The organism is Chitinophagales bacterium (genome assembly GCA_019638515.1).
In the GTDB taxonomy this organism is placed as follows: Bacteria; Bacteroidota; Bacteroidia; order Chitinophagales; family LD1; genus UBA7692.
The window spans coordinates 19,931-45,875 of record JAHBTS010000005.1; the positions used below are offsets into that span (position 1 = coordinate 19,931).

A 25,945-nucleotide genomic window follows, 5' to 3' on the forward strand; every position below is an offset into this window, starting at 1 on the left:
TGTTTTTTTATGATGCGCTTTACCGACCATTTAGGGAATTTAATTCAGTTAGGAAGTTTTCCGACACGCATAGTTTCATTAGTGCCTTCACAAACGGAATTGCTCTACGATTTAGGTTTAGAGAATGAAGTGGTGGGTATCACAAGATTTTGTATTCATCCGGAGGTGTGGCGGAGATCTAAGTGTGTTATTGGAGGCACAAAAGATTTCGATTTCAAGGCTATTGCAGCACTTCAACCCGATTTAATCATTGGAAATAAAGAAGAAAACTACGCAGAGGGTATTGCAATTTTGCAACGCCATTATCCGGTGTGGATGAGCGATATCTATGATATTAAGGATGCCATCAACACCATTGCAGCTATTGGCGAACTATGCGGTAGGCAAGCGCTAGCCCAAAACATAATTCAAACCATTGCCAAAGAAAGAGCTCAGTTTAAAAGTAACATAGGGAAAACGGTGGCATATTTTATTTGGAAAAAGCCATACATGGTAGCTGCATCTAATACTTTCATACATGCCATGTTGCAAGAATTTGGATTGCAAAATATATTTGGAGATTATGAACGCTATCCCGAGCTGGCAATAGATACACTCTGTAATATGAAGCCTGATTTGGTGTTCCTTTCTTCGGAACCATATAAATTTTCCCAGCGGCATATTCCGGAGTTCAAGGCAATATTCCCCAATGCGGAAATTGTGCTGGTAGATGGCGAAATGTTTAGTTGGTATGGTTCGCGTTTGCAGCACGCATTTCAGTATTTCAAAACATTAGATTTAAGATAGCTGGGGGGATTGAAATAAAATTTCATACGTATCAAATAGTTGTTATTTGAATTTTGTATTTTCGTTGCCTTCGCAATTTATTCAATATTCATGAGTTCATCTTCACGCGATTTCTCAGGCATTTTAACCAAACTTGGTTTACAGCCTATGGAAGCTCCGGCAATGGTAGCCAATCGAAAAGCTAAACTTTTTATTGGTATTCCCAAGGAGCAAAGTTTTCAAGAGCATCGCATAGCCATAACACCGGAAAGTGTGCGCGTGCTCACTGCCAATGGACATAGAATTTTAATTGAAGAGAATGCAGGCCGCGAATCACATTTCTACGACAACGATTTTTCGGAGGCAGGTGCAGAAATTGTAAAAGATGTAGAAGCCGTTTACAAAGCCGATATTATATTAAAGGTGGCTCCGCCCATGCCTTATGAAATTGAGTTAATGCAAATGAACCAAACGCTTATTTCGCCTTTGCATTTGCCTACACTCAAGCAAGAGTATATAGAAATGTTGATGAAGAAGAGGATTACGGCAATGGCTTATGAATATACAAAAGATGAAGCTGGGCTTTTCCCTTTTGTTCGTTCAATGAGCGAAATTGCAGGAAACTCTGTGGTGCTAATAGCAGGTGAATTTTTGAGCAATGCCAATGATGGGAAAGGGATTTTATTAGGAGGCATTTCCGGTGTGCCACCCGCGAAAGTAGTTATTTTAGGAGCTGGCGTGGTGGGTACTTTTGCTGCACGTGCAGTAATTGGTTTAGGTGCTACCGTAAGTGTTTTCGATAATAATGTATATAAACTTATGCGCCTTCAGGAAAGAATTGGAGCACGGGTTTTTACATCTACTATACAGCCGGAGATTTTAGCGCAGGAATTAGAAAATGCAGATGTTGCCATTGGTGCCATACATAGTAAAAAGGGGCAAACTCCGGTACTAGTTACCGAACAAATGGTAGAAAGAATGAAGCCCGGAGCTGTAATTATTGATGTGAGTATAGACCAAGGCGGCTGTTTTGAAACCTCTGAGATAACTTCACATTTAAAACCAACGTTTAAGAAATATGGCGTTATTCATTATTGTGTACCTAATATTACTTCGCGCGTAAGCCGCACTGCCTCTTATGCCTTTTCTAATATACTTACACCCATTTTATTGCGTATGGGCGAACTACAAGGTATGCAAGGATTGATTTTTGAAGATGTAGGAATTCGCAATGGTATTTATTTATACAAAGGCAATTTAACCAACGAGCATTTAGCTCGCATCTTCCATATTAAACACAGCAACTTAGAATTGCTGTTTGCATCCAATATTTAGTTTAATTGGTTCTGCGCCAAAAAATTACAGCCACGTTTGCCGGACGTGTTTCTGTGCCGCCACCACCATTGTTTACTGCAATATTAAGCGTATGAGTATGGTCTGCAATAGAGTGCGTGTGTGCTCCATCGCTAGAAGTTGTAAATGTGTGGTTATGCCCCATGCAGTTATCGCTCAATCTGCCCATAAAGTTTCCAACGGTATGCCTGCCATCCCAAGTGCTGCCACACGTAGAAGGATTATCGTTCATGCTAATATCTCTTGCATCGGACGATAAATTATCATCATAAGGAATCCAAGTATTCCCGCTGAAGGGGTTAGCACCCGAGGTGGTGCCGGAATGTGTATGCGCACCATTGCTAGAAGTAGTTAATACGCCTGCACCCGCAGCCGTTCCGCTTGCGGTATGCGTGTGGTCTTTTACTGCATCGGCTTGTAGCGTACCGGTAAGTGCGCCCCCGGAAGCTACATTGGCGGCACCACCAACAGCACGAATAAACTCACCGTTTTGCATATCGGTTTTTACCCAAGTGGTACCGGGGTAAATGGCATTAGGATCGGCAGCATTAAACCATTGAACATAAGTGCTTCCTATAGGCGGTGTATTGATGTTGAACCATTGAGTGCCATCGTACACCTCCATGCTACTTAGTGTATTATTCCACCGCAGCGTTCCGGCAGTAGCTGTGGCAGGGCGTTGAGCCGTAGAGCCTTGTGGAAAGGCAATGCCATCATTGCCGGAAGAAACATCGAGTGCCACATTTGGGTTATTATTATTTACTCCAACTTTATTGGCATTTTGATACAAAACGGAATTACATAAATCGCTAGGCGAAGTAAAAACAGCGATATAGTTAGCTGCAGCTGTTCCGCAAATAGCTCCGGGACCTGTAGCTCCGGTAATACCTTGTATGCCTTGCGCGCCTGTGTCGCCCGTAACACCTTGCACGCCTTGCGCTCCAGTAGGGCCGGTGTCTCCGGTTACACCCTGTGCTCCGGTAGGTCCTGTGGCTCCTTGTATGCCGGGTTGGTTACATAATGATAGCCACGAAGTTCCATCAAAATAGTAAAAACAAGAGGCAGTTAAATCAAATACCAATAAGCCTGTTGCCGGATTAGAAATGGCTTGCCTTTGAGTTTGCGTAAGTCGCGGCACCAAAAAGCCTTTATCTTGTGCAGATAACTCTAACACCGAAGAAACATCCGGATTGGCAGTGCCAATTCCAATATTGTTTTGGCTAAAAAGTAATATGGTACTAAAGGAAAACAATACAGAAAGTAACCTTTTATTCATGTAATATAATTTATTCTTTTGAAGGAAATTTTTGCGCGGAAATAATGGATAGCTGCCTTGCTAAATCGGTTTGTACAGCTTCTGTTTTTCGTAGTTTGGCATATATCAGCATCGAAAACATAAAGAAGAAAAGTACGCTTAGGTATAGAATTAAATCGGTACCTCTGCCTACGCCCAACCCATGTGCCAGCGATGTGGTAATTCCTGGATTCAATACAAAAAAAACTCCGATAGCAGCAATGCCAATAAATAATGTTCTATAAAAAATTTGCTGCCTTAATCGGGTTAAGAGAAAGAAACCCAATAACAATAAGGGTACGGTAAGAATTACCTGTATAAGCATTGCCCAAACTTATGCTATTGCAAGCAAAAAAGCAATATGCAACATCATTTACTTGGTAGGCAATACTTCTTAAAAAACCTTTTTCAACTTTCATTTTTTTGTGCGTTGCAATTTTAATAACATCTTCGCCTTAAAGCCGTTTGGTATAAAAGCACGGTAGAATTATGCAGGTATTCCAAAGCCTTAAAGGCAAGATAATGGTGGGTGTAATTGCCATTGCCGCAATTGGCAGTATTTCTCTTACCAACATTTCCTTTTTCGACATCAATAAAAACCTCGATGTTTTTGGTTCACTCTATAAGGAACTGAATACATTGTATGTAGATACATTAGATCACGAAAGTTTGGTGCGCTCCGGCATAGAGAGTATGCTAAACCAAATAGATCCATACACAAACTACATTGCCGAAGAAGATGCTGAAGATTACCGCCTGCAAACCACCGGAAAGTATGCCGGTATTGGTGCGCTTATTGGCAATAGAGATGAGTATGTAATTATCACCGAGCCATATGAAGGTTTTCCGGCAGCCAAAGGTGGATTGCGTGCTGGCGATAGAGTGATAGAGGTGGATGGGAAGGGTGTGCGCGCCTACAAAACCGATGATGTAAGTAAATTGTTGAAAGGCAAACCAGGTACAGAAGTACTATTGAAAATTAAACGATTGAATGCCGAAGGTAAAGAGGATGAGCTTACCGTGAAGTTACAGCGAGAAGAAATTAAAATACGCAATGTTTCTTATTACGGATTGGTAGATAGCAGCATTGCTTATATTAGGCTAACCAACTTTACCATGCGGGCAGGACAAGAAGTTAGAAGTGCATTGCAAGAAATGGCAAAAGCCAAGAAACTGAAAGGTATAGTGTTGGATGTGCGCGGCAATCCGGGAGGTCTTTTAGACGAAGCTATAAATACCGCCAATGTTTTTGTAGATAGAAATACTGAAATTGTAAGTGTAAAAGGAAGAAGCAAAGAAGACACGTATGCGCGGAAAACATTTGCCGATGCAGTAGATACCCAATTACCTATGGTGGTTTTGGCCGATGGCAATTCAGCCTCCGCTGCAGAAATAGTTGCAGGCTCCTTGCAAGATTTAGATCGTGCCGTTGTTATTGGGCAGCGAACTTTTGGTAAGGGATTAGTGCAAACAACAAAACCGTTGCCGTACAATACCAAAGTAAAAATTACTACAGCCAAGTATTATATTCCTAGTGGTAGATGTATTCAAGCCATTAACTATGCCGAGCGCGATAGTACCGGAAGAGTTACCCGCGTGCCAGATTCGCTGCGCACAGCCTTTAAAACCAAAGCAGGAAGAGTGGTGTACGATGGTGCAGGAATTGAGCCGGATATTAAGACCGAGCCGGAGAAAATTCACAACCTTACTATTACATTGTATGCCCGCAATTATATTTTTGATTATGCCACCGAGTATAGAGCAAAACACAGCAGCATTCCGGCAGCTAAAGATTTTCGCTTAACCGATGCCGAATACAACGATTTTGTAAAATGGGTTTCGAGCAAAGAGCACAACTATACCACACGCAGCGAAAAAATTCTTGAAGGATTTAAAGCTGCAACTCAACAAGAAAATTACTACGATAATATTCAAGCAGAGTTTGATTCGCTTCATCAAAAAATTCTTTACGATAAAAAGCAAGATTTATTTAAGCAGAAGAAGCAAATACAAATGTTTTTAGAAGAAGAAATTGCTTCGCGCTACTATTTAAATACAGGTAGGAGCGAAGTGCAAAACCATTACGATACCGATTTAAGAAAAGCAGTGGAAGTAATCAATACACCCAGCCGAGTAGTCCAAATTTTAAACAAGCAGTAAACGAACGAGCAATGAATTTTTCAATAAAGAAAATAGGAATAGTAGCAGTAGGCGCAACTGTATTGTTTGCATCGTATGCCTTTGGAAACCGCTACTTTCAAATATCCAAGAACTTAGATATTCTGGCAGCGGTGTACCGCGAGGTAAATGTTTCTTACGTAGATGAGCAAGATCCGAGCAAGCTCATGCGCAACCTTATAGACGGCATGCTTAAAACACTCGATCCATATACCAACTATTTTAGCCAAAGCCAGGTAGAAACTGCCCGCATGGAGCAAACCGGAAAATTTGGTGGCATAGGTGTTAAGGTAGAAATGCAAGATGGTATTGCTGTAATTACCCATGTAGAAAAAGGCTTGCCTGCGTATGAAAGCAATTTAAAACCCGGAGATAGAATTATTGAAATAGATGGCACGGTTACTAAAGGAAAAGCAAAAGAAGATGTTGAGCGATTCCTACGTGGGCAGCCCAACTCAACCATGAGCATTAAGGTAGAAAAAGTAATTGCTGCAGAAAAGTACGAAACGCAAACATTATCGCTTTCGCGAATAGAAACGCAAGAAACAAATGTGCCCTACTTTGGTATGATTACAGAAAATACAGGTGTGGTACGCCTTAAAATCTTTAATGAAAATGCAGCGCGTGATGTGAAGAATGCCTTCGATAGTTTAAAACGCAGCAATCCGGCAATGAAAAGTTTGATATTGGACTTGCGCGGAAATCCCGGTGGGTTATTGCAAGAAGCAGTTAAGATTGTAAACATATTTATAGACAGAAATCAGTTGGTTGTATCTACCAAAGGTAAAGTACCGGAATGGAATACTTCCTTTAAAACCTTAGATGCTCCTACCGATACCAAAATTCCCATTGCCGTAATTACAGATAATATGAGCGCTTCGGCATCCGAGATTGTTTCGGGCAGCTTACAAGATTTAGATCGCGGTATTGTAGTGGGGCAAAAAACTTATGGAAAAGGATTGGTGCAAATAACTAAAAACCTAAGCTATAACACTGTTTTAAAAGTTACTACCGCAAAGTATTACATACCAAGCGGCAGGTGTATTCAGGCAATAAACTATGCCGAGAAAAATACCGATGGTAGCGTAAAGCGTATTCCCGACTCGTTGAAGACAGCTTTTAAAACCAAAGCAGGAAGAACTGTTTACGATGGTGGCGGCATAGATCCGGATGTGGTGATTCCCAAAAAGGAAATCAGCAAAATTGCACAGCAACTTGAAGCAAAACATTTACTCTTCGATTATGCAACACTTTTTGCATTGCAACATAAAGGCATTGCTTCTCCCAAAGATTTTAAGTTGAGCGATGCAGATTTTAGTGCGTTTCTACAGTTTATTCAGAATAAAGATTACTCCTATTCAACTGAAAGCGAAAAGTTGTTGGAAGAGTTGAAGAATGCAGCTGAAGAAGAAAAGTATTTCGATGCTATTAAAGAAAAATACGAAACCATAAAAGCAAAACTGGCACACGATAAACAGCAAGATGTAATAAAATCCAGAAAGGAAATTACAGCCTTGTTAGAAGCAGAAATTGTTGGTCGTTATTATTTTGATGCAGGCTTTGAACAGCGGCAAATGCTTAGCGATGACCGCATAGCTAAAGCATTAGAAATACTAAACGATATGCCTAAGTACAATGAAATATTAAGCGCTAAGAAATAAGGATACACCTTAAAAGGTTACTTCTTGTTGTTAGACTTTTTTAGTCCCATTTCGGAGCCCATTTTTAGCATCATAGCAAAGGCTTGTTCAAAATCATTTTGAATAGTACCTTCTAAAATAGCTTCTTTAATTGCTTCCTTAATAATGCCTATTTCCTTTCCGGGAGCAATGTTGAATGTATCCATAATAAGCTCACCACTTACCGGAGGTTGAAAATTGCGAATGCGGTCTTTTTCTTCTACTTCTTTCAGCTTCTCTCGCACACGCTCAAAGCGCTCTAAGTAGCGAACCATTTTTTGTTTGTTCTTAGTGGTAATATCGGCTTCGCAGAGCATAAGTAAAGATTCAATATCATCTCCGGCTTCAAACAATAATCTTCTTAAGGCAGCATCGGTTATTTCTTCTTTAGTGAGTGCAATGGGGCGCAAGTGCAGGAATACCATTTTCTGTACAAACTTCATTTCGGTTCCCATGGGTAGTTTCATGCGCTTAAATATCTTGGGAACCCATTTGCTGCCAAGTACTTCGTGTCCATGAAAAGTCCACCCTTCTCCGGGAACAAACCGTTTGGTAGGTGGTTTGGCAATATCGTGCAAAACGGCAGCCCAGCGCAGCCAAAGATTTTTGGTGGTGCGTGTAATATTGTCTAATACTTGCAGTGTGTGAAAAAAGTTGTCTTTATGCCCTTTGCCTTCATAATTTTCTACACCTTTCAATGCTTGAAATTCGGGAAATATTATTTTTAGCAAACCTGTTTCTTCCAATAAGATAAACCCTTTTGAAGGTTTTTTTGCAAGGATAATTTTATTGAGTTCATCGCTTATTCTTTCTTGCGAAATAATATGAATGCGCTCGGCATTGCGCTGGATTGCTTGCAGCGTTTCAGGAAAAATTTCAAAATCTAATTGTGTGGCAAAGCGTATGGCACGCATCATGCGCAAGGGATCATCGCTAAAAGTAATATCGGGGTCGAGCGGTGTGCGTATGGTTTTGGAGTTTAAATCGGCAATGCCGCCAAAGCTATCTAGCAATGCTCCGTAATTGTGAGCGTTTAGTGAAACCGCGAGTGCATTTATGGTAAAATCTCTCCGATTTTGGTCGTCTTGTAAAGTGCCTTCTTCTACTGCGGGTTTTCTGGAGTTTCTATCGTACGATTCTTTTCGTGCGCCCACAAATTCTACATCTGCTCCGTGCCATTTAAAGTTGGCTGTGCCAAAATTTTTAAATACCACAGGGTGAATATCGGCACTTAGCTCTGCGGCTGTGGCGGTAGCCAATTCTATGCCGCTTCCTACGCATACAAAATCAAAATCTTTGCATGGGCGCTGAAGTAATTGGTCGCGTACATAGCCGCCTACCACATAGGTTTCTACTTGTAGTTTGGCTGCGGCTTTTTTTACAGCTTCAAAAACGGGATGCGATAAGTCTATTTTTGTTTGCATACAACAAGCGATGAAAGTAGGCTAAGATTTTTTTTGTTGCCATATTAAAAGTGCGATGCAGCTGGCAAAAATTAAAAAGCCTTCGTTTCTTTTAATTTGGAAAGAAACAAAGGCTTTGTTTGCAAAGTAGCGATGCGCTTAGATGGCAGCGTTTACTCGTGCTAAATATTTTTCTGCTTCGCGACCTTCGTCTGAATTAGGATAGTTGGTGCTTATTTCTTCTAACAAGGCTTTGGCATCGCTATATTTTTTTTGCTTTTCGTAAGCCAATGCTGCTTTGAAAAGGAAGTAAGGTGTATATACTTCGTTTTTAGAGAACGAAGCTGCTTTTTTGTAGTAAGAAGTGGCATCGTCCATTTTTCCCAATTCTGAATAAGCATCGCCAATGGCATTTAACTTTACTGCACCTAAAATTGGGTCTGAAGTGCTGAATTTATCGAGATATTTTACAGCATTATCGTATTGCTTTAAGTTTAAGTAGCAAATACCGGCATAGTAATTGCTAAGATTAGCGGCTTTGGTAAAGCTGTATTTGTTCCCAATTTCTAAAAAGCCTTTATTGGCTCCATTGCCGTTTAATGCCACATTAAATGAATCTTTTGCAAAAGCCAGTTCTGCATGAAACATTTCTTTTTGTGCTTTTAAATTGCGATCGGGCAACCATTTCATAAATACAAAAACCAATGCACCGATTACTACCAATAATCCGGCTCCGCCATAGGTTACCAATTGTTGTTTTTCTTCAAAGAAGTGTTGCACTTTATCGAAAAAGCCTACACTGTTTGTAGCAGCATTTGCTGTGGTTGTTTCTACTTCCTGAACTTCTTTTTCTAATTCTTCAGACATGTTTATTGGATTGAATTTTTTATTGTTTTTTTTGAAGGCGTTTTAAATTATTCGGTCATAAAAGGATAATCCTGCTGCACATAAATATGGTTGAATAATTCATTGTTGCTTGGGTAAGGCGATGCTTCCGCAAATTGTACACAATCGTCTATTTCGGCATCTACTTTAGCGCTAATTGCTTCTATTTCTTCGGGAGTAGCCCATTTCTTTTTCACGATAGTTTCTAAGGTGGTTTCTATCGGATCTAACTTTTTATAGGTTTCTACTTCTTCTTTGGTGCGGTATTTTTGAGGGTCGCTCATGCTGTGCCCTTTGTAGCGGTAGGTGCAAATTTCTAAGAAAGTAGGACCTTCGCCTTTGCGCGCTCTCGCTGCAGCTGTTTCTATGGCTGCGTGTACGGTTTCGCATTTCATACCATCTACACTTTCTGATGGCATATCGTATGCTTCGCCTAGTTTTGCAATTTGTGTAACGTTTGAACTTCTTTTCACCGAAGTGCCCATGGCATAGCCGTTGTTTTCGCAAACAAAAATTACTGGCAATTTCCACATCATTGCCATATTGAATGTTTCGTGCAGAATGCCTTGGCGTGCTGCACCATCGCCAAAAAAGCAAATGGTTACGTTGTCTTTATCTAAGTATTGGTCTGAGAACGCAATGCCGGCTCCCAAGCCAATTTGAGCGCCCACAATTCCGTGTCCGCCAAAAAAGTTATGTTCTTTGGAAAAGAAGTGCATAGAGCCACCTTTGCCTTGTGTGCATCCGGTTGCTTTACCAAACAATTCTGCCATGGCAGCACGCGAAGAAATACCTTTAGCTATGGCTAAAGCGTGATCGCGATAAGCTGTAATTACGCGGTCGTCTGCACGGAGTGCCGTCATCATACCTGCCGCTACTGCTTCTTGCCCAATATATAAATGGCAGAAGCCGCGAATTTTTTGTTGCCCGTATAGCATACCGGCACGCTCCTCAAACTTGCGCAGGCGCAGCATAAGCTCGTACCAATATAGGTAAGTTTCTTTTGTGAATTTTGTTGCCACTTCTAAAAAAGGTTGGCAAACGTAAGGAAAAAAGTGTAAACTCCATACTTGTGCAGTTAGAATTGCGGAGCAGGCAGTTTAAATCTTATTTTTTTATACACATAAGACTAAAACTCGCTTTTTTTTGGTGTATGTTTACAGCCACTTTTAAACTAAAAATTCTGAGTATGGGTAATTTTTTACGAAAATTGATGGTGCTGCTTATGGCACTCAATTTAAGTTACGGTTTTGCGCAGGTGGTAACTATACCTGCTGCCAATACCGCAGGTACGGGAAATAGTACCGTTGGAAGAAAACCTTATGGTAATTGGTGGGGCTATGAGCGTTCGGCAGCCATTTATACTGCGGCTGAAGTTGGCTATCCCGGAACAATAAGTGCCTTGGGTTTTTATGTAGAGTCACTTTCTTCTCCGGCAGATTCTACTCCGGTGAAAATTTACTTAAAACATTCGCCTTCTGCTTCGTTTGGCTCAGCCGCTACGTATGCTAGCGAAATAGCTTCTGCCTCGTTGGTGTTTTCCGGCAATATTTATGCTACAGATTTAGTTGCGGGTGCTTGGATTACTACAACTTTAGATTCTACTTTCTTTTATAATGGTACTCAAAATTTAGTAGTACTGGTAGAAACTAATGGTGGAAGTACTGGTATTGAGGGGCAATACGGAAAACAGTTTAGATACAGCACTCAAGGCAGTAACTCATTCCAATATTGGCAGACAGATAATACCCCTCCTTCTTCAACCGGTACTTTGGGTAGTGCTAGGACTAATATCCAATTAACAATTGCACCAGCACCAACTTGTTCTGGCACTCCAACTGCGGGCACGGTAAGTGGTCCGGCTTCGGTGTGTGCAGGTAGTGCTGTTAGCCTTTCGTTAAGTGGGCAAACTTCAGGAGTTGCCGGAATTACCATTCAATGGCAGAAATCGTCTGATAGCTTGGTGTTTACAAATAAGCCATACAATGCCAATGCCGCTACTACAACTGATACTATTAGCACAAAAACATACTACAGAGTTGTTGTAAAGTGTGGTACAGATTCCGCTATCTCTAATGTGTTGGGCGTGGGCATAAGTGCACCAACAGCTTGCTATTGTGTTCCACCTCTTTCTTCTGGATGTTCTTTAAATGACCTTATAAATTCTTTTTCAATTAGTTCGTTGGTGAATTCCGGTTCAGGATGTAATGGACAAGCAAATAGTTATATTAACTATCCTGAAAGCCAATTTACTACTACTTTAATTGAAGGCGTAACATATTCAGCTTCGGTAACTGCTGGCACTGGTTCAGGTACACACGGAGCAGCTATATGGATAGATTTTAACCAAAATGGAAGCTTTGCCGATAGTAATGAGTTTTTCTTAATTTCAAACAGTATTGCTGCTAGCGCTACGGCAACCAATAATCTTGTTACAATTCCTGCCGGTATTACTCCCGGAAAAACAAGGTTGCGCGTTAGATATGTGTATAGCACTACTCTAACTTTAGGAAGTTCTTGCACTAGTGCTTCTTATGGAGAAACTGAAGATTACACAGTAACACTATCCGGTCCGGTAACTTGTACCAATCCACCGGCAGCAGGAACTGTTACAGCAAATAAAACAAAAGTATGTGCTAATGATTCTACTGTTTTAAGTGCTACAGGATACGAATTGGGCGCTTCATTGCAGTGGCAGGTTTCTACCGATTCTTTAAGTTGGAGCGATGTGCCAAGTGCAACTTTAGCTTCTGTAACTTCACAACCGGTTACTGCACCTGTGTTTTATAGATTGAAAGTAACATGTATAGATTCTACTTTTTCTAATGCAGTAAAATTGGAGACAAAACTTTGCTATTGTGCCTCTTATGCTACTAATTCTGCCGATACTAAAATTGACTCTGTATTTTTTAATACAATAGTTACAGGCTCACCACTTAGTACATGCCAAACCTATACAGATTATACCAATCTCTCTACCACTGTACAGCGATTGGTTCAATATCCTCTTACTGTAAAGAATGGTTATTGTGGAGGTACACATTACGCTGGTTATTTAGGTGTTTTTGTTGATTGGAACCAAGATGGCGATTTTGCAGATGCAGATGAAACTGTTTATACCTTTGGGCCTACAACAGCACGCGCTTCTATTCCTGTAGGGCTTGTAAGTGTACCAGATTCTGCTAAGTTGGGTTCTACCACCATGCGTGTAGTGTTTAGAGAAGGTTCTGCTCCAGCTGCTTGTGGTACCTATGGTTATGGCGAAACAGAGGATTATACAATTGAAGTTACAGCGGCTCCTCCATGTAATACGCCAACTGTGGGAGGAACCATTTCAGGACCGGATAGCGCAGAGGCAAATACTACAGGAGTGTTTGTTGTGAACGGCTATTCAGGAACTAACTTCTCTTGGGAAATTTCAAATAGCCCAACAGGACCTTTTACAGTTTTGGGTGTAGATAACGATTCTTTAACTTTATTGCTAAACGCGGTAGGTACATTCTATGGCCGTGTTAAAGTATTGGCAAATGGTTGCGCTTCTTCTTATTCAGATACATTCTCTATTGTAATTACACTTTCTGGCGATGAGCCTTGTAATGCCATTACAGCTAATTTGGGTAAGAATGGACCTTTTGATTTTACGCTTTATACTACCTCTGCTAATGAAGTTCGTCCTTTGGGCGATAGTTGCGAAGTTCAAACCAGATGGTGCGATGCAGATGTAGCTCAATCTGTATGGTTAAAATTCCAAGCACCAGCATCCGGTAGAGTGTATATGAGAGCTCCGGGTGGCGATAACCGCTTGGCATTATGGGATGCAAGTGATTGTGCCGGATTGGCAGATTCAACTTTAGGCGGTTATACTTTGTTGGCTGCAAATGACGATGATCCAAACTACTTAACTGCAGGAAGTGAAGAGTATTCAGCTTTTATTGATACCGTAGAGTGTTTGGTACCGGGTAAATTCTATTATGTACAATTGGCTCCTAATGCTTGGTTTGGTCAATCTACAGATACTACTAGTTTCTTCTTAGAGGAAGCACCTGCAAAGGATGCCAGCTTTGTTGGCATGGCTCAGGCTGTTTACTGTGAAGATGCATCTGCCGAAACATTGTATCCTGCAACTCCGGGAGGTGTGTTCTCTGGTACTGGTGTGAATAACGGAAATGAATTCGATCCAAGTATTGCCGGAGTGGGCGGACCTTACATTGTTACTTATACTTTAAATGGTTGTTACACTTTTAGCGATACAGCTTCGGTTTCTGCAATACCTGATATTGCCAGTGTAACTATTGAAGACATAAAATGTTTTGGACAGCAAGATGGTTCTGTTGCTATTACAATGGCAAGCGGAACAGCTCCATTTACATTTAACTGGAGCAATGGAACTAATGATTCTTTATTGGCAAATGTTGGTGCAGGACAATACCAAGCTACCATTACCAGTGCCGATAACTGCTCAAGCATATCTGCACAATATGTGGTAACAGATTCTACTACTGCTTTAACAGCTACAACTACTGCAACCGATGTTAAATGTTTTGGCAATGCCACCGGTTCTGTAACTGTAACTGTACAAGGCGGAGAGCCTGCTTATACTTATGCATGGAGCAATTCCGGTACTGCCGATTCGGTTAGTGGTGTTGCTGCAGGAAGTTATTCTGTAACCGTTACCGATAAAAACGGATGTACAACTACTGCACAAGATACAGTTAGTGAACCTGCATCGGCCTTGTCTGCTACTTCTGTTGCTACCGACCAGGTTGGTGCTACCAATGGTACCATTACTGTAACAGCTACAGGTGGAACACCAAGCTACCAATATGCTTGGAGCAATGGCGATACTGCACAAAACCTTACGGCTGTTGCTGGAGTTTATACACTCACAGTTACCGATGCCAATAATTGTACATTTGTATTAACTGATACCATCAATTTTGTAAGTGGTGTAGAAGGTGTGGTTTCTGGAGTAAGAAGAATTAGCTTATATCCAAATCCAACTGTAGGCGCTGCTAATTTGGAGGTTGAGTTGGAAAATGAAAAACCAATTGGCGTTGAAGTATTTGATGCCTTTGGTAAATTAGTTTTAGTACAAAACATTGCTGCTGCTAAACACGAAGTTATCAGCTTAGATATGAACGGCTTTGCCGCAGGTTTGTATAGTGTTCGTGTAAAAGTTGCGGGAGCATTCTATACTAAACAAATATCTATACAACGCTAGTTTTTAGTAAATGGATATTTAAAGCCGCTTGATATTATTGTCAAGCGGCTTTTCTTTTTTAATAAATTACTTGAACATTGGAGAATGAAATTTAGAACAGAAATGGCAATAGAGAAGTTTGGTTTCCAAATTTCGCATGAGCATTCACTGGTGTTTATTGGTTCTTGTTTTGCCGATGAAGTGGGCAGTTGTTTTTTAAAGCACGGCTTTCAAACATTGGTGAATCCATTTGGCGTTATCTTTAATCCTATTTCCATAGCTTCTATTTTAAGCCAAGCATTGGATGCCGATTATGAATTTGCAACTACTTTGATTGAATATAAGCAGCGATATTATTCATTGGCGCATCATGGAAGTTTTGCTTCGGATAACCGTGGTGAGTTGGTTGCGGCATTGCAAAGGGGCAATAAGCAATTGCATATAGCGCTCAAGAAATGCAATTACTTGTTTATTACACTCGGCACTGCCAATGTATATGAATGGAAAGAAACAAGAAGTGTGGTGGCAAATTGCCATAAAATTCCGGCATCGTTTTTTGAGAAAAAGCGTTTAACTCCCAGTGCCATTGTTGATGCATTTACGCCTGTATTGAAACAGTTGTTGGAATTGAATCCTGCCATGCAAATAGTATTTACGGTTAGCCCTGTTCGCTATTTGAATTTTGGAATGCATGAAAATCAACTTTCAAAAGCAACATTATTGCTTGCGGTAGAAGCTATGGTGGAAGCACACAGCAATTGCAACTATTTTCCCGCGTATGAGCTGGTGATAGATGATTTGCGGGAGTATCGTTTTATGAAGGATGATTTAATACATCCCAATGCGCAAGCTGTAAACTATATATGGGAAAAGTTTGGCACTGCTGTTTTTAGTGAAACTACCACAAAACTCAACCAGCGGGTAGCTGCATTTTATACCATGAAGAATCATAAATTGGTAGGTACAGATGCAGAGGCGCAGCAGCAATTTTTAAAGAAGGTAGCAGCAGAAAAAGATGCTTTAAAGCAATTACTGCCAATGGCTTGTTTAGATTAGTTTCCTAATTGTTTTTTCAGTTCGTGTAGTTTTATGAGTGCTTCGATAGGAGTGAGGGTGTTTACATCTAAGGCTGCAAGTGTTTCGCCCAAGTTTTTAAGCGTGGGATCGGCAGTTTCAAAAATACTGAGTTGAAAAGCGGGGGAAATGCTTTTAACGTGTTGGCGCGTATCGTTATGTACGCGTTTGCTCTCTAATTCGTGCAGTACTTCGCTGGCGCGATTTAATACAGCTGGAGGCATTCCCGCCATTTTAGCCACATGAATGCCGAAGCTATGTTCGCTACCTCCGCTTTCGAGTTTTCGTAAGAAAATAATTTTGCCTCCGGTGTCTTTTACCGACACATGAAAATTCTTGATGCGTTTGTATTTTTCTGCAAGTTCATTCAGTTCGTGATAGTGTGTGGCAAAGAGTGTTCTGGGATGTGCATTGGCATTGTTGTGTAAATACTCTACAATACTCCATGCAATAGAAACACCATCGTAGGTAGAAGTGCCTCTTCCAATTTCATCTAGTAGAATTAAACTGCGCTGCGAAAGGTTATTCATAATTCCTGCAGTTTCGTTCATTTCTACCATAAAAGTAGATTCTCCGCCCGAAAGGTTATCGCTGGCACCTACTCGTGTAAAAATTTTATCGGCATAGCCAATAGTAGCGTGTGTGGCGGGTACAAAACTGCCTGCTTGCGCCATCAATACAATTAGTGCCGTTTGGCGGAGCAGTGCAGATTTACCGGCCATGTTGGGGCCGGTAATTACCAATACTTGTTGGTTGTTGCAATCTAAAAATACATCGTTGGGGATATAACTTTCGCCAAATGGTAGGCGCTGTTCTATAACAGGATGGCGGCCGCTTTTAATATCAATTACCAAAGAATTGTTGATGGTTGGTCGGGAATAGCCGTAAGCAGTGGCGCATTGGCTAAAACACATTATGCAATCTAATGAGGCTAGAAGTGCTGCATTCAGTTGCAGGCTTACAACAAAGTCTTTGGTAAACTGCACCAGTGCATTAAAAAGTTCTTCTTCGAGTGCTTGTATTTTTTCGCTGGCGCCCAATACTTTTTCTTCATATACTTTTAGCTCCGGTGTAATGTAGCGCTCAGCATTGGCTAGCGTTTGCTTGCGAATCCATTCGTTGGGCACTTTATTTTTATGGGCATTGGTTACTTCTAAATAATAACCAAACACATTGTTGAATCCAATCTTTAAGGATGAAATTCCGGTGCGCTCTATTTCAGTTTTTTGTATGCCGGCAATGAAATCTTTTCCGCTGGTTTGTATGGCACGCAGTTCATCTAATGCTGCATGATAGCCGCTATTGATAACATTGCCTTTGTTGAGCATGGCAGGAGCATCGGTAAATAGTGCGGCTTCAATTTTAGCTGCCAATGCAGGTAATGGATTAAGTTGGTGTGCAATGGCAAGCACTTGCTCATTTGCTTGCTGTTGTAGCAACTTTTGGATAGCGGCAATAGATTGCAAAGCACGTTTTAGTTGAACCATTTCGCGCGGTGAAATTTTTTGCAAACTCACTTTTGCAGTAATGCGTTCGAGGTCACCAATATTTTTTAGGAGGCTTTTGAGTTCTGTTAAAAGTGTTTCGTTGGTAAGGAAAAATGCCACCATGTCAAGGCGGTTTTCTATGGCTTGCACATCTACTAAAGGCAATAGCAGCCATCTGCGCAGTAGCCTGCTGCCCATAGGCGAAACGGTTTGGTCTAGTACATCCAGTAAACTTTTTCCATCGCGGTGTACAGGCTCTACCAGTTCTAAGTTTTGTATGGTAAACCTATCTAGCCATACATATTTTTCTTCGCGCAGGCGTGTAATTTTGGTAAGGTGGCTTAGCTGATGGTGCTCGGTATCTTTTAAGTATTGCAGTATAGCTCCGGCAGCAACAATGCCCACTTTTTCATCTTCAATTCCAAAGCCTTTGAGCGAGTGTGTACCAAATAGTTTTAGGAGTGCGTCTAAGGCATTGTCGAAATTAAAAATCCAGTCTTCGAGGCGGTAGGAATAAAGCTTGCTTCCAAAAAGTGTATGGAAATCTTTTTCGGTTTTTCGTTGGTATAATACTTCGGCAGGCGCAAGGCTTTGCAATAGTTTGTCTATGTAAGCATGGTTGCCTTCTGCCACAAAAAACTCTCCGGTAGAAACATCTATAAAGGCAGCACCAAATTGTAATCCTTCAAAATAAACGGCAGCTAAAAAGTTGTTGCTGCGGTTATCGGTAAGGCTATCGCCCAAAGCAATGCCGGGTGTTACCATTTCGGTAACGCCTCGTTTTACAATGGTTTTGGTGAGTTTGGGATCTTCTAGTTGGTCGCAGATAGCAACACGGTGTCCTGCTTTTACTAATTTAGGAAGGTAGGTATCTAAAGCGTGATGCGGGAAGCCAGCCAAATCTACTTCGCTGGCTTTGCCGTTGCTTCTTTTTGTAAGTACAATTCCTAAAGTGGCGGCTGTTTTTCGGGCATCATCGGCAAAAGTTTCGTAAAAATCGCCTACACGGAAAAGTAGAATGGCATCGGGATATTTTCCTTTTATCTGGTTGTATTGCTTCATAAGAGGAGTTTCGTTCTCCGCTACTACACTCTTTTCTCCGCTTTTTTGCACTGCCATGAGCGCAAAGAAGCATTTATTCTTGTTGGCTTGAAATACTTAATTGGGTGGTGTGGAAAAAATGTGAAGTGAAATGACTTTAACTAAGTAATGGTTTCAACCAAAATTCTTGAACCAAAAGTTATATTCGCGCTGCATAAAATTATACAATATGTTTTTTGAATTAACCGAAGAGCAACAAATGATAAAGCAGGCTGCACGCGATTTTGCACAAAACGAATGCAAGCCGGGCGTAATTGAAAGAGATGATACACAGGCATACCCGACCGAGCAGGTAAAGCGTATGGCAGAGCTTGGATTTTTAGGTATGATGGTAGATCCGGCCTATGGCGGTGGCGGCATGGACACTTTAAGCTATGTGCTGGCAATGGAAGAGATTTCTAAAGTAGATAATTCTTGCTCCGTAACCATGAGTGTAAACAATTCGTTGGTTTGCTGGGGATTAGAAAAATATGGAAGCGAAGAGCAGAAACAAAAATACTTGGTGCCATTGGCAAAAGGCGAAAAATTGGGAGCCTTTTGTTTAAGCGAACCGGAAGCAGGAAGCGATGCTACCAGCCAGCGCACTACGGCAGTTGATATGGGTGAATATTACTTACTAAATGGAACAAAAAACTGGATTACCAATGGCGGTAAAGCGTCTGTATATTTAGTAATTGCACAAACCCATGCCGAAAAGGGGCATAAGGGCATCAATGTATTGATAGTTGAAAAAGGAATGGAGGGTTTTGATATAGGCAGAAAGGAAGATAAGCTAGGCATTCGCTCTTCGGATACGCATACACTGCTATTCAATAATGTGAAAGTGCCTAAAGCCAACAGAATTGGTGAGGATGGCTTCGGTTTTAAATTTGCCATGCAAACCCTAAGCGGTGGTAGAATTGGTATTGCCGCACAAGCACTTGGTATTGCTGCGGGCGCTTACGAATTGGCCGTGCAGTATTCTAAAGAGCGTAAAGCATTTAATAAGGAAATTATTAATCACCAAGCCATTGCTTTTAAATTGGCAGATATGGCAACCGAAATAGAAGCTGCACGTTTGTTGGTATATAAAGCAGCTACGTTAAAAGACGAAGGCAAAAATTATGATATAGCAAGCTCTATGGCTAAACTATATGCCAGCGAAGTAGCAATGAAGCATACAGTTGAAGCGGTGCAAATTCACGGTGGATACGGCTTTGTAAAAGAATACCATGTTGAAAGACTTATGCGCGATGCTAAGATTACTCAAATATATGAAGGCACCAGCGAGGTACAGCGTATTGTAATTTCGCGTGGAGTAACCAGTTAATTAGTATAAAACGGCAGTATTAACTGTTTCATACAACTCAACTAATATGCATCAGCAGTAGAAACTGCTGGTGCATTTTTTTTAAAATTTGATAATGAAGATTGGATGCTTACATTGCCGAGTCGGCAAATAGTTGTACCGATATTTGCATGTATTTTTAGGAGTGCTTTTTGATAAATCGTCCTTCTTTTACTCTTTTGTTGTAGGCAGTATAAACCATAGCGCAAATAGAGCCATAAACTACTAGCAGCAATAAGCGCGACATGTTTATATACACCGAAGACTCTCCGGTTATTTTGTTGTAAATATCCGGCAAAGAGCCTACAAAAACAGCACCAATAAAGAGAGGTGTAACATACTTAATGATATACTTGAACACTATGGGAACCTTAATGTCTGCACCTTCGGTTATTTCTTTCCAGCCCTCATCTATACCAAAAACCCAAGAGAATAGAATGATTTCTGCTAAGGCAAAAACTACTAATCCAACTGTGCCCGCCCAGTAATCGTATTCATCAAATACACCTTCATTAAAGAACACAACGGTTGGAAAGCCGAGCAGCAGCACAATAATTCCAAAAAGCCATGCAGATTGGTTGGTTTTCCATCCAAATTCATCGCGCATAAAACTTATCCAAGGTGTGCCCATGGCCAAAGAAGAAGTAATGCCGGCAAAGAACAACAGCCCAAACCACATTGCACCTGCCACCACGGCAAAGGTGCTTCCCCATTGTTGGAATAAGTACGGTAAGGTTTTGAACCCCAATCCTAAACCGCCTGTTTTGGTAAGTTCAATTACTTTATCTATGCCTAAGTAGCCAATAGATATTGGAATAATGATGGCACTCCCCAGCACCACTTCCACAAACTCGTTCATCCAGCCCGCACTCATGGCGTTTAACGCAATATCGTCTTTGCTTTTTAGGTACGAAGAATAACATTGAATTGATCCCATGCCTACCGAGAGTGTAAAGAAAATTTGCCCGGCAGCCGCTAACCAAACCTTAGGTGACCAAATGGTAGAAAAATCGGGTGTCCATAAGAAGTTTAAGCCCACAGTGCCATCAAAAATGGCACCATCTTTTCCGGCAGTTATGGTTACTCCTTTTATGGCAATAAATGCGCCAAACATAATGAGCAGCGGCATTCCAATTTTTGCTGCTTTCTCTACTCCGCCTTCTAACCCACGCGAAAGAATCCATACATTTAAGAAAAGACAGAATACCCAAAATAGTACAGGCTCCATGGTTTTTAATCCAATGTAATCGCCAAAAAATGCTGCAATTTGGTCTGCACTTTTTCCTGAGAATGAACCTGCTAAACTATGATACATGTAACTGAGCGTCCAAGATTCTAAATAGCAGTAATAAGAAGCTACTGCTATGTTGGTGAAAATGCCGAATACGCCAATGTATTTCCAAAAGGCGCGCTTATCCATAGCGCCCATAATAAATGGTGTGGAGTGGTGCCCGTGTTTACCTCCAAAACGCCCCATGCTCCATTCTACAAAAAGCAAAGGAAGCCCCATGAGTAGCAAACAAACCAGGTAAGGAACAATAAAAGCTCCACCGCCATTTTGCACCGCCTGAACAGGGAAACGTAAGAAATTTCCAAAGCCAACTGCATTGCCGGCCATTGCTAAAATTAAACCAATACGCGATCCCCAGTTCTCTTGTTGCTGTGTCATTTACGCTATTTTTTAAAAATGATATTTAGCTGTAAGAATATAAAAAATAAACTTCCATGCTATGTAGATTTTTATGTATGGAGGTTGCTTCAAACAGTTGTTTTTTTGAAATAGATTTTAATGAAATTTGAAAATTCTTGTAGTAGTATTTTTACAGGCATGGCTGCCATTTCTACACCTGGTTTTAAGTGTACTTCGCATAGTTTAATTTGTAGTTGTTGTAATGCGGCAAGTTTTACAAACTCCATATCGAATAAGTAACGCTTAATAGTGGTTTGCATAAACGCTGCTTTCCCTTTTTGGTTAAATCCTTTTAGGCCGCATTGCGTATCGTCTGTGGGAATAGCAAGCATGGTGCGAATAAAAAAGCGCAGTATTTTGGAAATGAATGCACGCGATTTTGGGATGGCATTGTAATATGCTTTAGAGCGAATGCCAACCGCTACATCGGCTCCGGCTTTTAGTGTTTGTAAAATTTGAATAAGGCTTTCTTGTGTGTATGGAAAATCTACATCGGTATAAATTACAAAAGTGCCGTTGCTAGCTGCCACACCTTGGCGCAGTGCAAATCCTTTTCCTTCGTTTTTGGGGTAGCTGATGCAGGTGCAACTTGCTATGGCGTTGAGTTGAGTTGCGGTGATGTGGGGAAAGTTTTGTGTGCTGCCATCGTTTACGATAATGAGTTCGGTGGCTGGTTCTATTTTTTGGATTTCCCGATACGAAGCCAATACGGTTTCGAGCCAATGTTGGCGGGGATTAAAGCACGGTATAACAATGCTGAGCGAATACTCCATTCAACTTCAAATAAATTATTTTGAAGTGGTATTGCCTAATTTAAACTGCTGAAGCTCACTGGCACTACGCGGCTTACGCCCATTTCGGGCATGGTAACACCGTAAATGGCATCTACTGCACTCATGGTGCTTTTGTTGTGTGTAACAATAATAAACTGCGAGTCTTTGCTAAACTCTTGTATAATCTTATTGAATTTGGCAATGTTGGTATCGTCTAATGGAGCATCTACTTCATCGAAAATACAGAATGGTGCCGGTTTTAGCAGGTATAGCGAAAAGAGTAGTGCTGTTGCCGTAAGTGTTTTTTCGCCACCCGAAAGTTGGTCTATTACCGTTGGGCGTTTGCCTTTGGGTTTGGCTATTATTTCAATTTTAGATTCGAGTGGGTCTTCGGGATTTACAAGGAATAAATCGCATTGGTCTTCTTCGCTAAAGAGTGTTCTAAATACTTTAATGAAGCTTTCGCGCACTTTATCGAATGCATCGGTAAACTGTGTTTTTGCAGAGTCTTCAATTTCTTTAATGGTATTTAGGAGCGATGTTTTGGCATCTTCTAAATCTTTGCGTTGTGTAATAATAAAGTCGTAGCGGGTTTTCATTTCATCGTAAGCCTCTACTGCCATTGGGTTTATTTCGCCAAAGCCTTCGATGCGTTTTTTCATTTTTTGCACATCTGTTTCTAGTTCTTCTTTAGAGAAGTTGCTTTCAATTTCTTCATTAATAATGTCGTTTATGTTTACGTTGAATTCTACATTTAAGCGCTCGCGCAGACCTGTAAGGTTTAGTTTTAGTTCGGTAAATTTTTCGTTTATAGAAGAAAGGAGTGTGTTTATCTGCTCTTTCTTTCTGTTTTCTTCGCGCAATGCGGCATCTAAGTCGTTGATGGTAGCACGAGAATCGTAATAAGTTTTTTCGGCATCGGCTACTTCTTTTTCAAATCCTTCTTTGTTGGAATAGCCGGAGAGGAGTTCACTTTCTATTGCTTTTAATTTGGTGGTAGATGCTTCTATTTGTTGGTTGCACTCTGTAATTACTTGGTTGTTTCGAGTGAGTTGTGTGGTGAGGCTTTCTACTTGCGAGTTTTTAAAGTTGAGTTCTTGTGCAATGGTGTTTACTCTGTTTTGTTGCTGGTGAAACTCAATATTTTTTTGGTTGAAACGCGAAGATGCTTCACTAAGTTTGTTGGTGAGTTCTACAAAGTTTTTATCGGTTTGTTCGAGCAGCGTTTTCATGTTGGCTTGTTGGCTGCGCAGATCGGTGAGTTGTTCGTTTATTCCGCTTACTTCGTTGCGCAGGAGTTCTAAGCGCTCGGTGATGCTTTTGCTTTTGGCATCGGCACTTTCTAAGAATTTAACGAGGCTTTGTATGCTTGCTTGCGATGCCGAGAAGCGGTTGCTGAGTTGCGATACTAAATTGCGCTGGGTATCTATTTCTTTAGGTAGCGGGCTGGCTTTTAGGTTGTTTACGTTGGTTTGCAGTTCGCTTACTTCTGTGTGTAGTTTGCGTGTTTTATCTTCGAGGGTGGCAATTTCTTTTTGAAGTTTTTCGAGGTTTTTTGCGCGACCTATTTTTTTGCCTTCGAATAGGCCAACAGAGCCTCCGCTCAGCGAAAAATCTTGGCGTACAAAGCGACCGCTTTTGGTGAGCAATACTACTTTTTGCTCTTGTGTGTTTAGATCTGCGGTATTGAAATTTTTACTGTCGTCTAGCATATAAACGCGGTCGAGTAAGAACGCGCCTAACTTGTTGTATTTAGCATCTAATTCAACCAGTTCTGTGGCGGCTCTTGCGCCAGGAATTAGCACCGGTTGCTTGGGTTGGTATTTTTCGAAATCGTCTAAGATAAAGAAGTTGGCTTTTCCTTTGGAGGCATCGTTGAGGAGGTTTACGGCTGCCAGGGCTTCTTCAAAATTTTGAACTACATAGTAGCTTAGGTACGGCTCTAGGAAATTTTCTATGGCTATGCGGTGTTCTTCGGAGCAGTAAATAATATCGCTTAGGAGTGGTGCGTTTTTGCCCCACTTGGCGTTTTTCTTTAAGAATTTAATGGCTTCGGGGAAGCCTTCCATGTTTTCTACCAGGCTTTTGGTGAGTTCGTATTCGTTGCGCTTGGCATCGAGCTGGCGTGTTTCGGCTGTGAGTTCTTGGCGTTTTTTTTCAACCTTTTGTTCGAGTTCTGCTAATTGCTTTTTGTTTTTTTCGTCTTCGGCTCTTAGTTGCTCTAATTTTTGTTCGGCTGTTTCTTTTTCTTGTTTTAGGGTGTTGAGTTCTTGTTGTAGTTTTTCTAATTCTTTGCGTTTGTTTACTACGTCTTCTTCGCTTTGGAAGAGGTCGCGTTGGAGGCTTTCGTTGCTGGAGCGATTTACAGCCAGTTTTTTATCGAGTTCAAAAATTTGGCGTTCTTTTTCGGCATAGAGTTTTTGTTCGTTTCCTAAGGTGTCTTTTAGTGTGTTGTGTTGTGTTCTAATTTCGGATAGTTCTTTTTCGAGCGTGGTAACTTCGGCTTGTTTTTGCTCTAGTAGGTAGTTTTCGCTGTCTTTTTCGAGTTGTAGTTTTTCTACCGATAGTTTTAGTTTTTCAATTTGGTCGTTGGCTTCTATAATGGAGCGCTGTGCTGTTTCGGCTTTGTCGCGTGCATATTTTAATTGCGAGTTTAGGAGGTTGCGCTCGTTTTCTTTATCGCTTACTCCGCTGAGCAATTCGTTTAGTTGTTTTTGAATTGCAAAGAGGCTTTTTTCTTTTTCTATGTTGTCGAGTTTTTCTTTTTCTAATGCGGCTTCGGCTTTTGCAATGGCGGCTTCTATTTCGGTTTTGGCGGTTTCTTGTTTTTGTTTGTCTTCTTCTAAGTGTTTATAGGCAAACTTGTAATCGCGCAACGAAAATTTTGCAAGGAGTAAACTTAGGTTTTTGTATTCGTCTTTTAGCTCGTAGTACTTTTTGGTTTTTTGTGCTTGTTTTTCGAGGGTTTTTAAGTTGTTTTCAATTTCAAAAAGTAGGTCTTTTACGCGCTCTAAATCGGCATCGGTACTTTTTAGTTTTTCTATGGTTTCTTTTTTGCGCTTTTTGTATTTAGAAACGCCTGCTGCTTGTTCAAAGAGTTTTCTGCGGCTGTTGTCGCGGTCGTTCAAAATTTCATCTACCATTCCGAGTTCAATAATGGCATAGGAGTCGCTGCTTACGCCTGTGTCCATAAACAGTCCGGTAATGTCTTTTAAGCGGCAGGGGACATCGTTTAAGCGGTATTCGCTTTCTCCATCGCGAAATAGTTTGCGGGTGATGGTAATGGTTTTGTAATCGCTGCTAACAACGTTTTTGGTGTTTTCGAAGGTGAGGCTTACTTCTGCAAGTCCTGCGGGTTTGCGCTGGCGTGTGCCATTAAAAATGAGGTTTTCCATTTTTTCTAAGCGGAGCATACTGGTTTTTTGCTCGCCTAATACCCAGCGAATAGAATCTACTACATTGCTTTTGCCGCAGCCGTTTGGCCCCACAATGCCTGTAATGCGATTGTTGAAGTGAATGGTTGTTTTTTCGGCAAAGCTTTTGAAGCCTTTAATTTCGAGCGCAGTTAGTTGCATACGGTTTTATGCTTTTAAAAAAATGGAAGGCGAATGTACACTAATCATTTGTGAAAGAGGCTTGAAAAAATAAACACTCTAAAGTGCTTTTTTCTTATTGATAATCAATAAATTGTGTTCTTTTTTTGTGTGTTTATTTTTCTTTTTCACACCTAATTCAC

At 40.9% G+C, this 25,945-nt stretch carries 16 protein-coding genes; 7 read left to right on the top strand and 9 right to left on the bottom strand.

Translation table 11 applies throughout. The features are described 5' to 3' along the window. Window positions 1–9: 9 nt before the first annotated feature. Complete coding sequence (locus KF872_09800) at window positions 10–786, top strand: ABC transporter substrate-binding protein (GenBank protein MBX2903837.1); 777 nt, start codon at window positions 10–12, stop codon at window positions 784–786. Between the two features lie 90 nt (window positions 787–876). Further along, window positions 877–2,100, top strand: coding sequence for an alanine dehydrogenase (locus tag KF872_09805; GenBank protein ID MBX2903838.1), 1,224 nt, complete (start codon window positions 877–879; stop codon window positions 2,098–2,100). A 1-nt stretch (window position 2,101) separates the two neighbouring features. On the opposite strand, the gene KF872_09810 is transcribed toward KF872_09805, so the two are convergent. Together KF872_09810 and KF872_09815 are read right to left on the bottom strand one after the other, a co-directional pair. Next, complete coding sequence (locus KF872_09810; protein MBX2903839.1) at window positions 2,102–3,394, bottom strand: collagen-like protein; 1,293 nt, start codon at window positions 3,392–3,394, stop codon at window positions 2,102–2,104. A gap of 10 nt (window positions 3,395–3,404) precedes the next feature. After that, window positions 3,405–3,737, bottom strand: coding sequence for a DUF2304 domain-containing protein (locus KF872_09815; protein ID MBX2903840.1), 333 nt, complete (start codon window positions 3,735–3,737; stop codon window positions 3,405–3,407). A gap of 164 nt (window positions 3,738–3,901) precedes the next feature. On the opposite strand from KF872_09815, the gene KF872_09820 reads away from it, so the two are divergent. Both KF872_09820 and KF872_09825 read left to right on the top strand, forming a co-directional pair. Beyond that, window positions 3,902–5,572 (top strand): S41 family peptidase, encoded by a 1,671-nt coding sequence (locus KF872_09820; protein ID MBX2903841.1) that lies wholly within the window; start codon window positions 3,902–3,904, stop codon window positions 5,570–5,572. A gap of 11 nt (window positions 5,573–5,583) precedes the next feature. After that, entirely contained in the window at window positions 5,584–7,251 is a 1,668-nt protein-coding gene (locus KF872_09825) for a S41 family peptidase (GenBank protein MBX2903842.1), read from the top strand. Between the two features lie 17 nt (window positions 7,252–7,268). On the opposite strand, the gene KF872_09830 is transcribed toward KF872_09825, so the two are convergent. The 3 genes from KF872_09830 to pdhA all read right to left on the bottom strand — a co-directional run bounded on the left by KF872_09830 (window position 7,269) and on the right by pdhA (window position 10,579). Further along, window positions 7,269–8,693 carry an HD domain-containing protein gene (locus KF872_09830; protein ID MBX2903843.1) on the bottom strand — a complete coding sequence of 475 codons (1,425 nt, stop codon included), beginning with the start codon at window positions 8,691–8,693 and terminating at the stop codon, window positions 7,269–7,271. 138 nt (window positions 8,694–8,831) lie between these two features. Next, window positions 8,832–9,539, bottom strand: coding sequence for a tetratricopeptide repeat protein (locus KF872_09835; protein ID MBX2903844.1), 708 nt, complete (start codon window positions 9,537–9,539; stop codon window positions 8,832–8,834). 47 nt (window positions 9,540–9,586) lie between these two features. Next, window positions 9,587–10,579 carry a pyruvate dehydrogenase (acetyl-transferring) E1 component subunit alpha gene (gene pdhA, locus KF872_09840; GenBank protein MBX2903845.1) on the bottom strand — a complete coding sequence of 331 codons (993 nt, stop codon included), beginning with the start codon at window positions 10,577–10,579 and terminating at the stop codon, window positions 9,587–9,589. Between the two features lie 167 nt (window positions 10,580–10,746). Here pdhA and KF872_09845 point away from each other — a divergent pair, with 167 nt between their 5' ends. Beyond that, the gene (locus tag KF872_09845; protein MBX2903846.1) at window positions 10,747–14,778 is read left to right on the top strand and encodes a T9SS type A sorting domain-containing protein; all 4,032 of its coding nucleotides are present in this window, start codon (window positions 10,747–10,749) and stop codon (window positions 14,776–14,778) included. Window positions 14,779–14,862: 84 nt separating this feature from the next. Beyond that, window positions 14,863–15,813, top strand: coding sequence for a GSCFA domain-containing protein (locus KF872_09850; GenBank protein MBX2903847.1), 951 nt, complete (start codon window positions 14,863–14,865; stop codon window positions 15,811–15,813). On the opposite strand, the gene mutS is transcribed toward KF872_09850, so the two are convergent. Beyond that, window positions 15,810–18,437, bottom strand: a complete 2,628-nt coding sequence (mutS, locus tag KF872_09855) for a DNA mismatch repair protein MutS (protein ID MBX2903848.1) — start codon at window positions 18,435–18,437, stop codon at window positions 15,810–15,812. The genes KF872_09850 and mutS overlap by 4 nt on opposite strands. A 151-nt stretch (window positions 18,438–18,588) precedes the next feature. On the opposite strand from mutS, the gene KF872_09860 reads away from it, so the two are divergent. Beyond that, on the top strand, window positions 18,589–19,728 hold the full coding sequence (locus tag KF872_09860; GenBank protein ID MBX2903849.1) for an acyl-CoA dehydrogenase: 1,140 nt from the start codon (window positions 18,589–18,591) through the stop codon (window positions 19,726–19,728). Between the two features lie 157 nt (window positions 19,729–19,885). On the opposite strand, the gene KF872_09865 is transcribed toward KF872_09860, so the two are convergent. The 3 genes from KF872_09865 to smc all read right to left on the bottom strand — a co-directional run bounded on the left by KF872_09865 (window position 19,886) and on the right by smc (window position 25,784). Next, window positions 19,886–21,415 (bottom strand): sodium-dependent transporter, encoded by a 1,530-nt coding sequence (locus KF872_09865; protein MBX2903850.1) that lies wholly within the window; start codon window positions 21,413–21,415, stop codon window positions 19,886–19,888. Between the two features lie 89 nt (window positions 21,416–21,504). Next, window positions 21,505–22,209: a glycosyltransferase gene (locus tag KF872_09870; GenBank protein MBX2903851.1), complete on the bottom strand. Its 705-nt coding sequence runs from the start codon at window positions 22,207–22,209 to the stop codon at window positions 21,505–21,507. Between the two features lie 35 nt (window positions 22,210–22,244). Next, entirely contained in the window at window positions 22,245–25,784 is a 3,540-nt protein-coding gene (gene smc / locus KF872_09875) for a chromosome segregation protein SMC (GenBank protein ID MBX2903852.1), read from the bottom strand. Window positions 25,785–25,945: the final 161 nt, after the last annotated feature.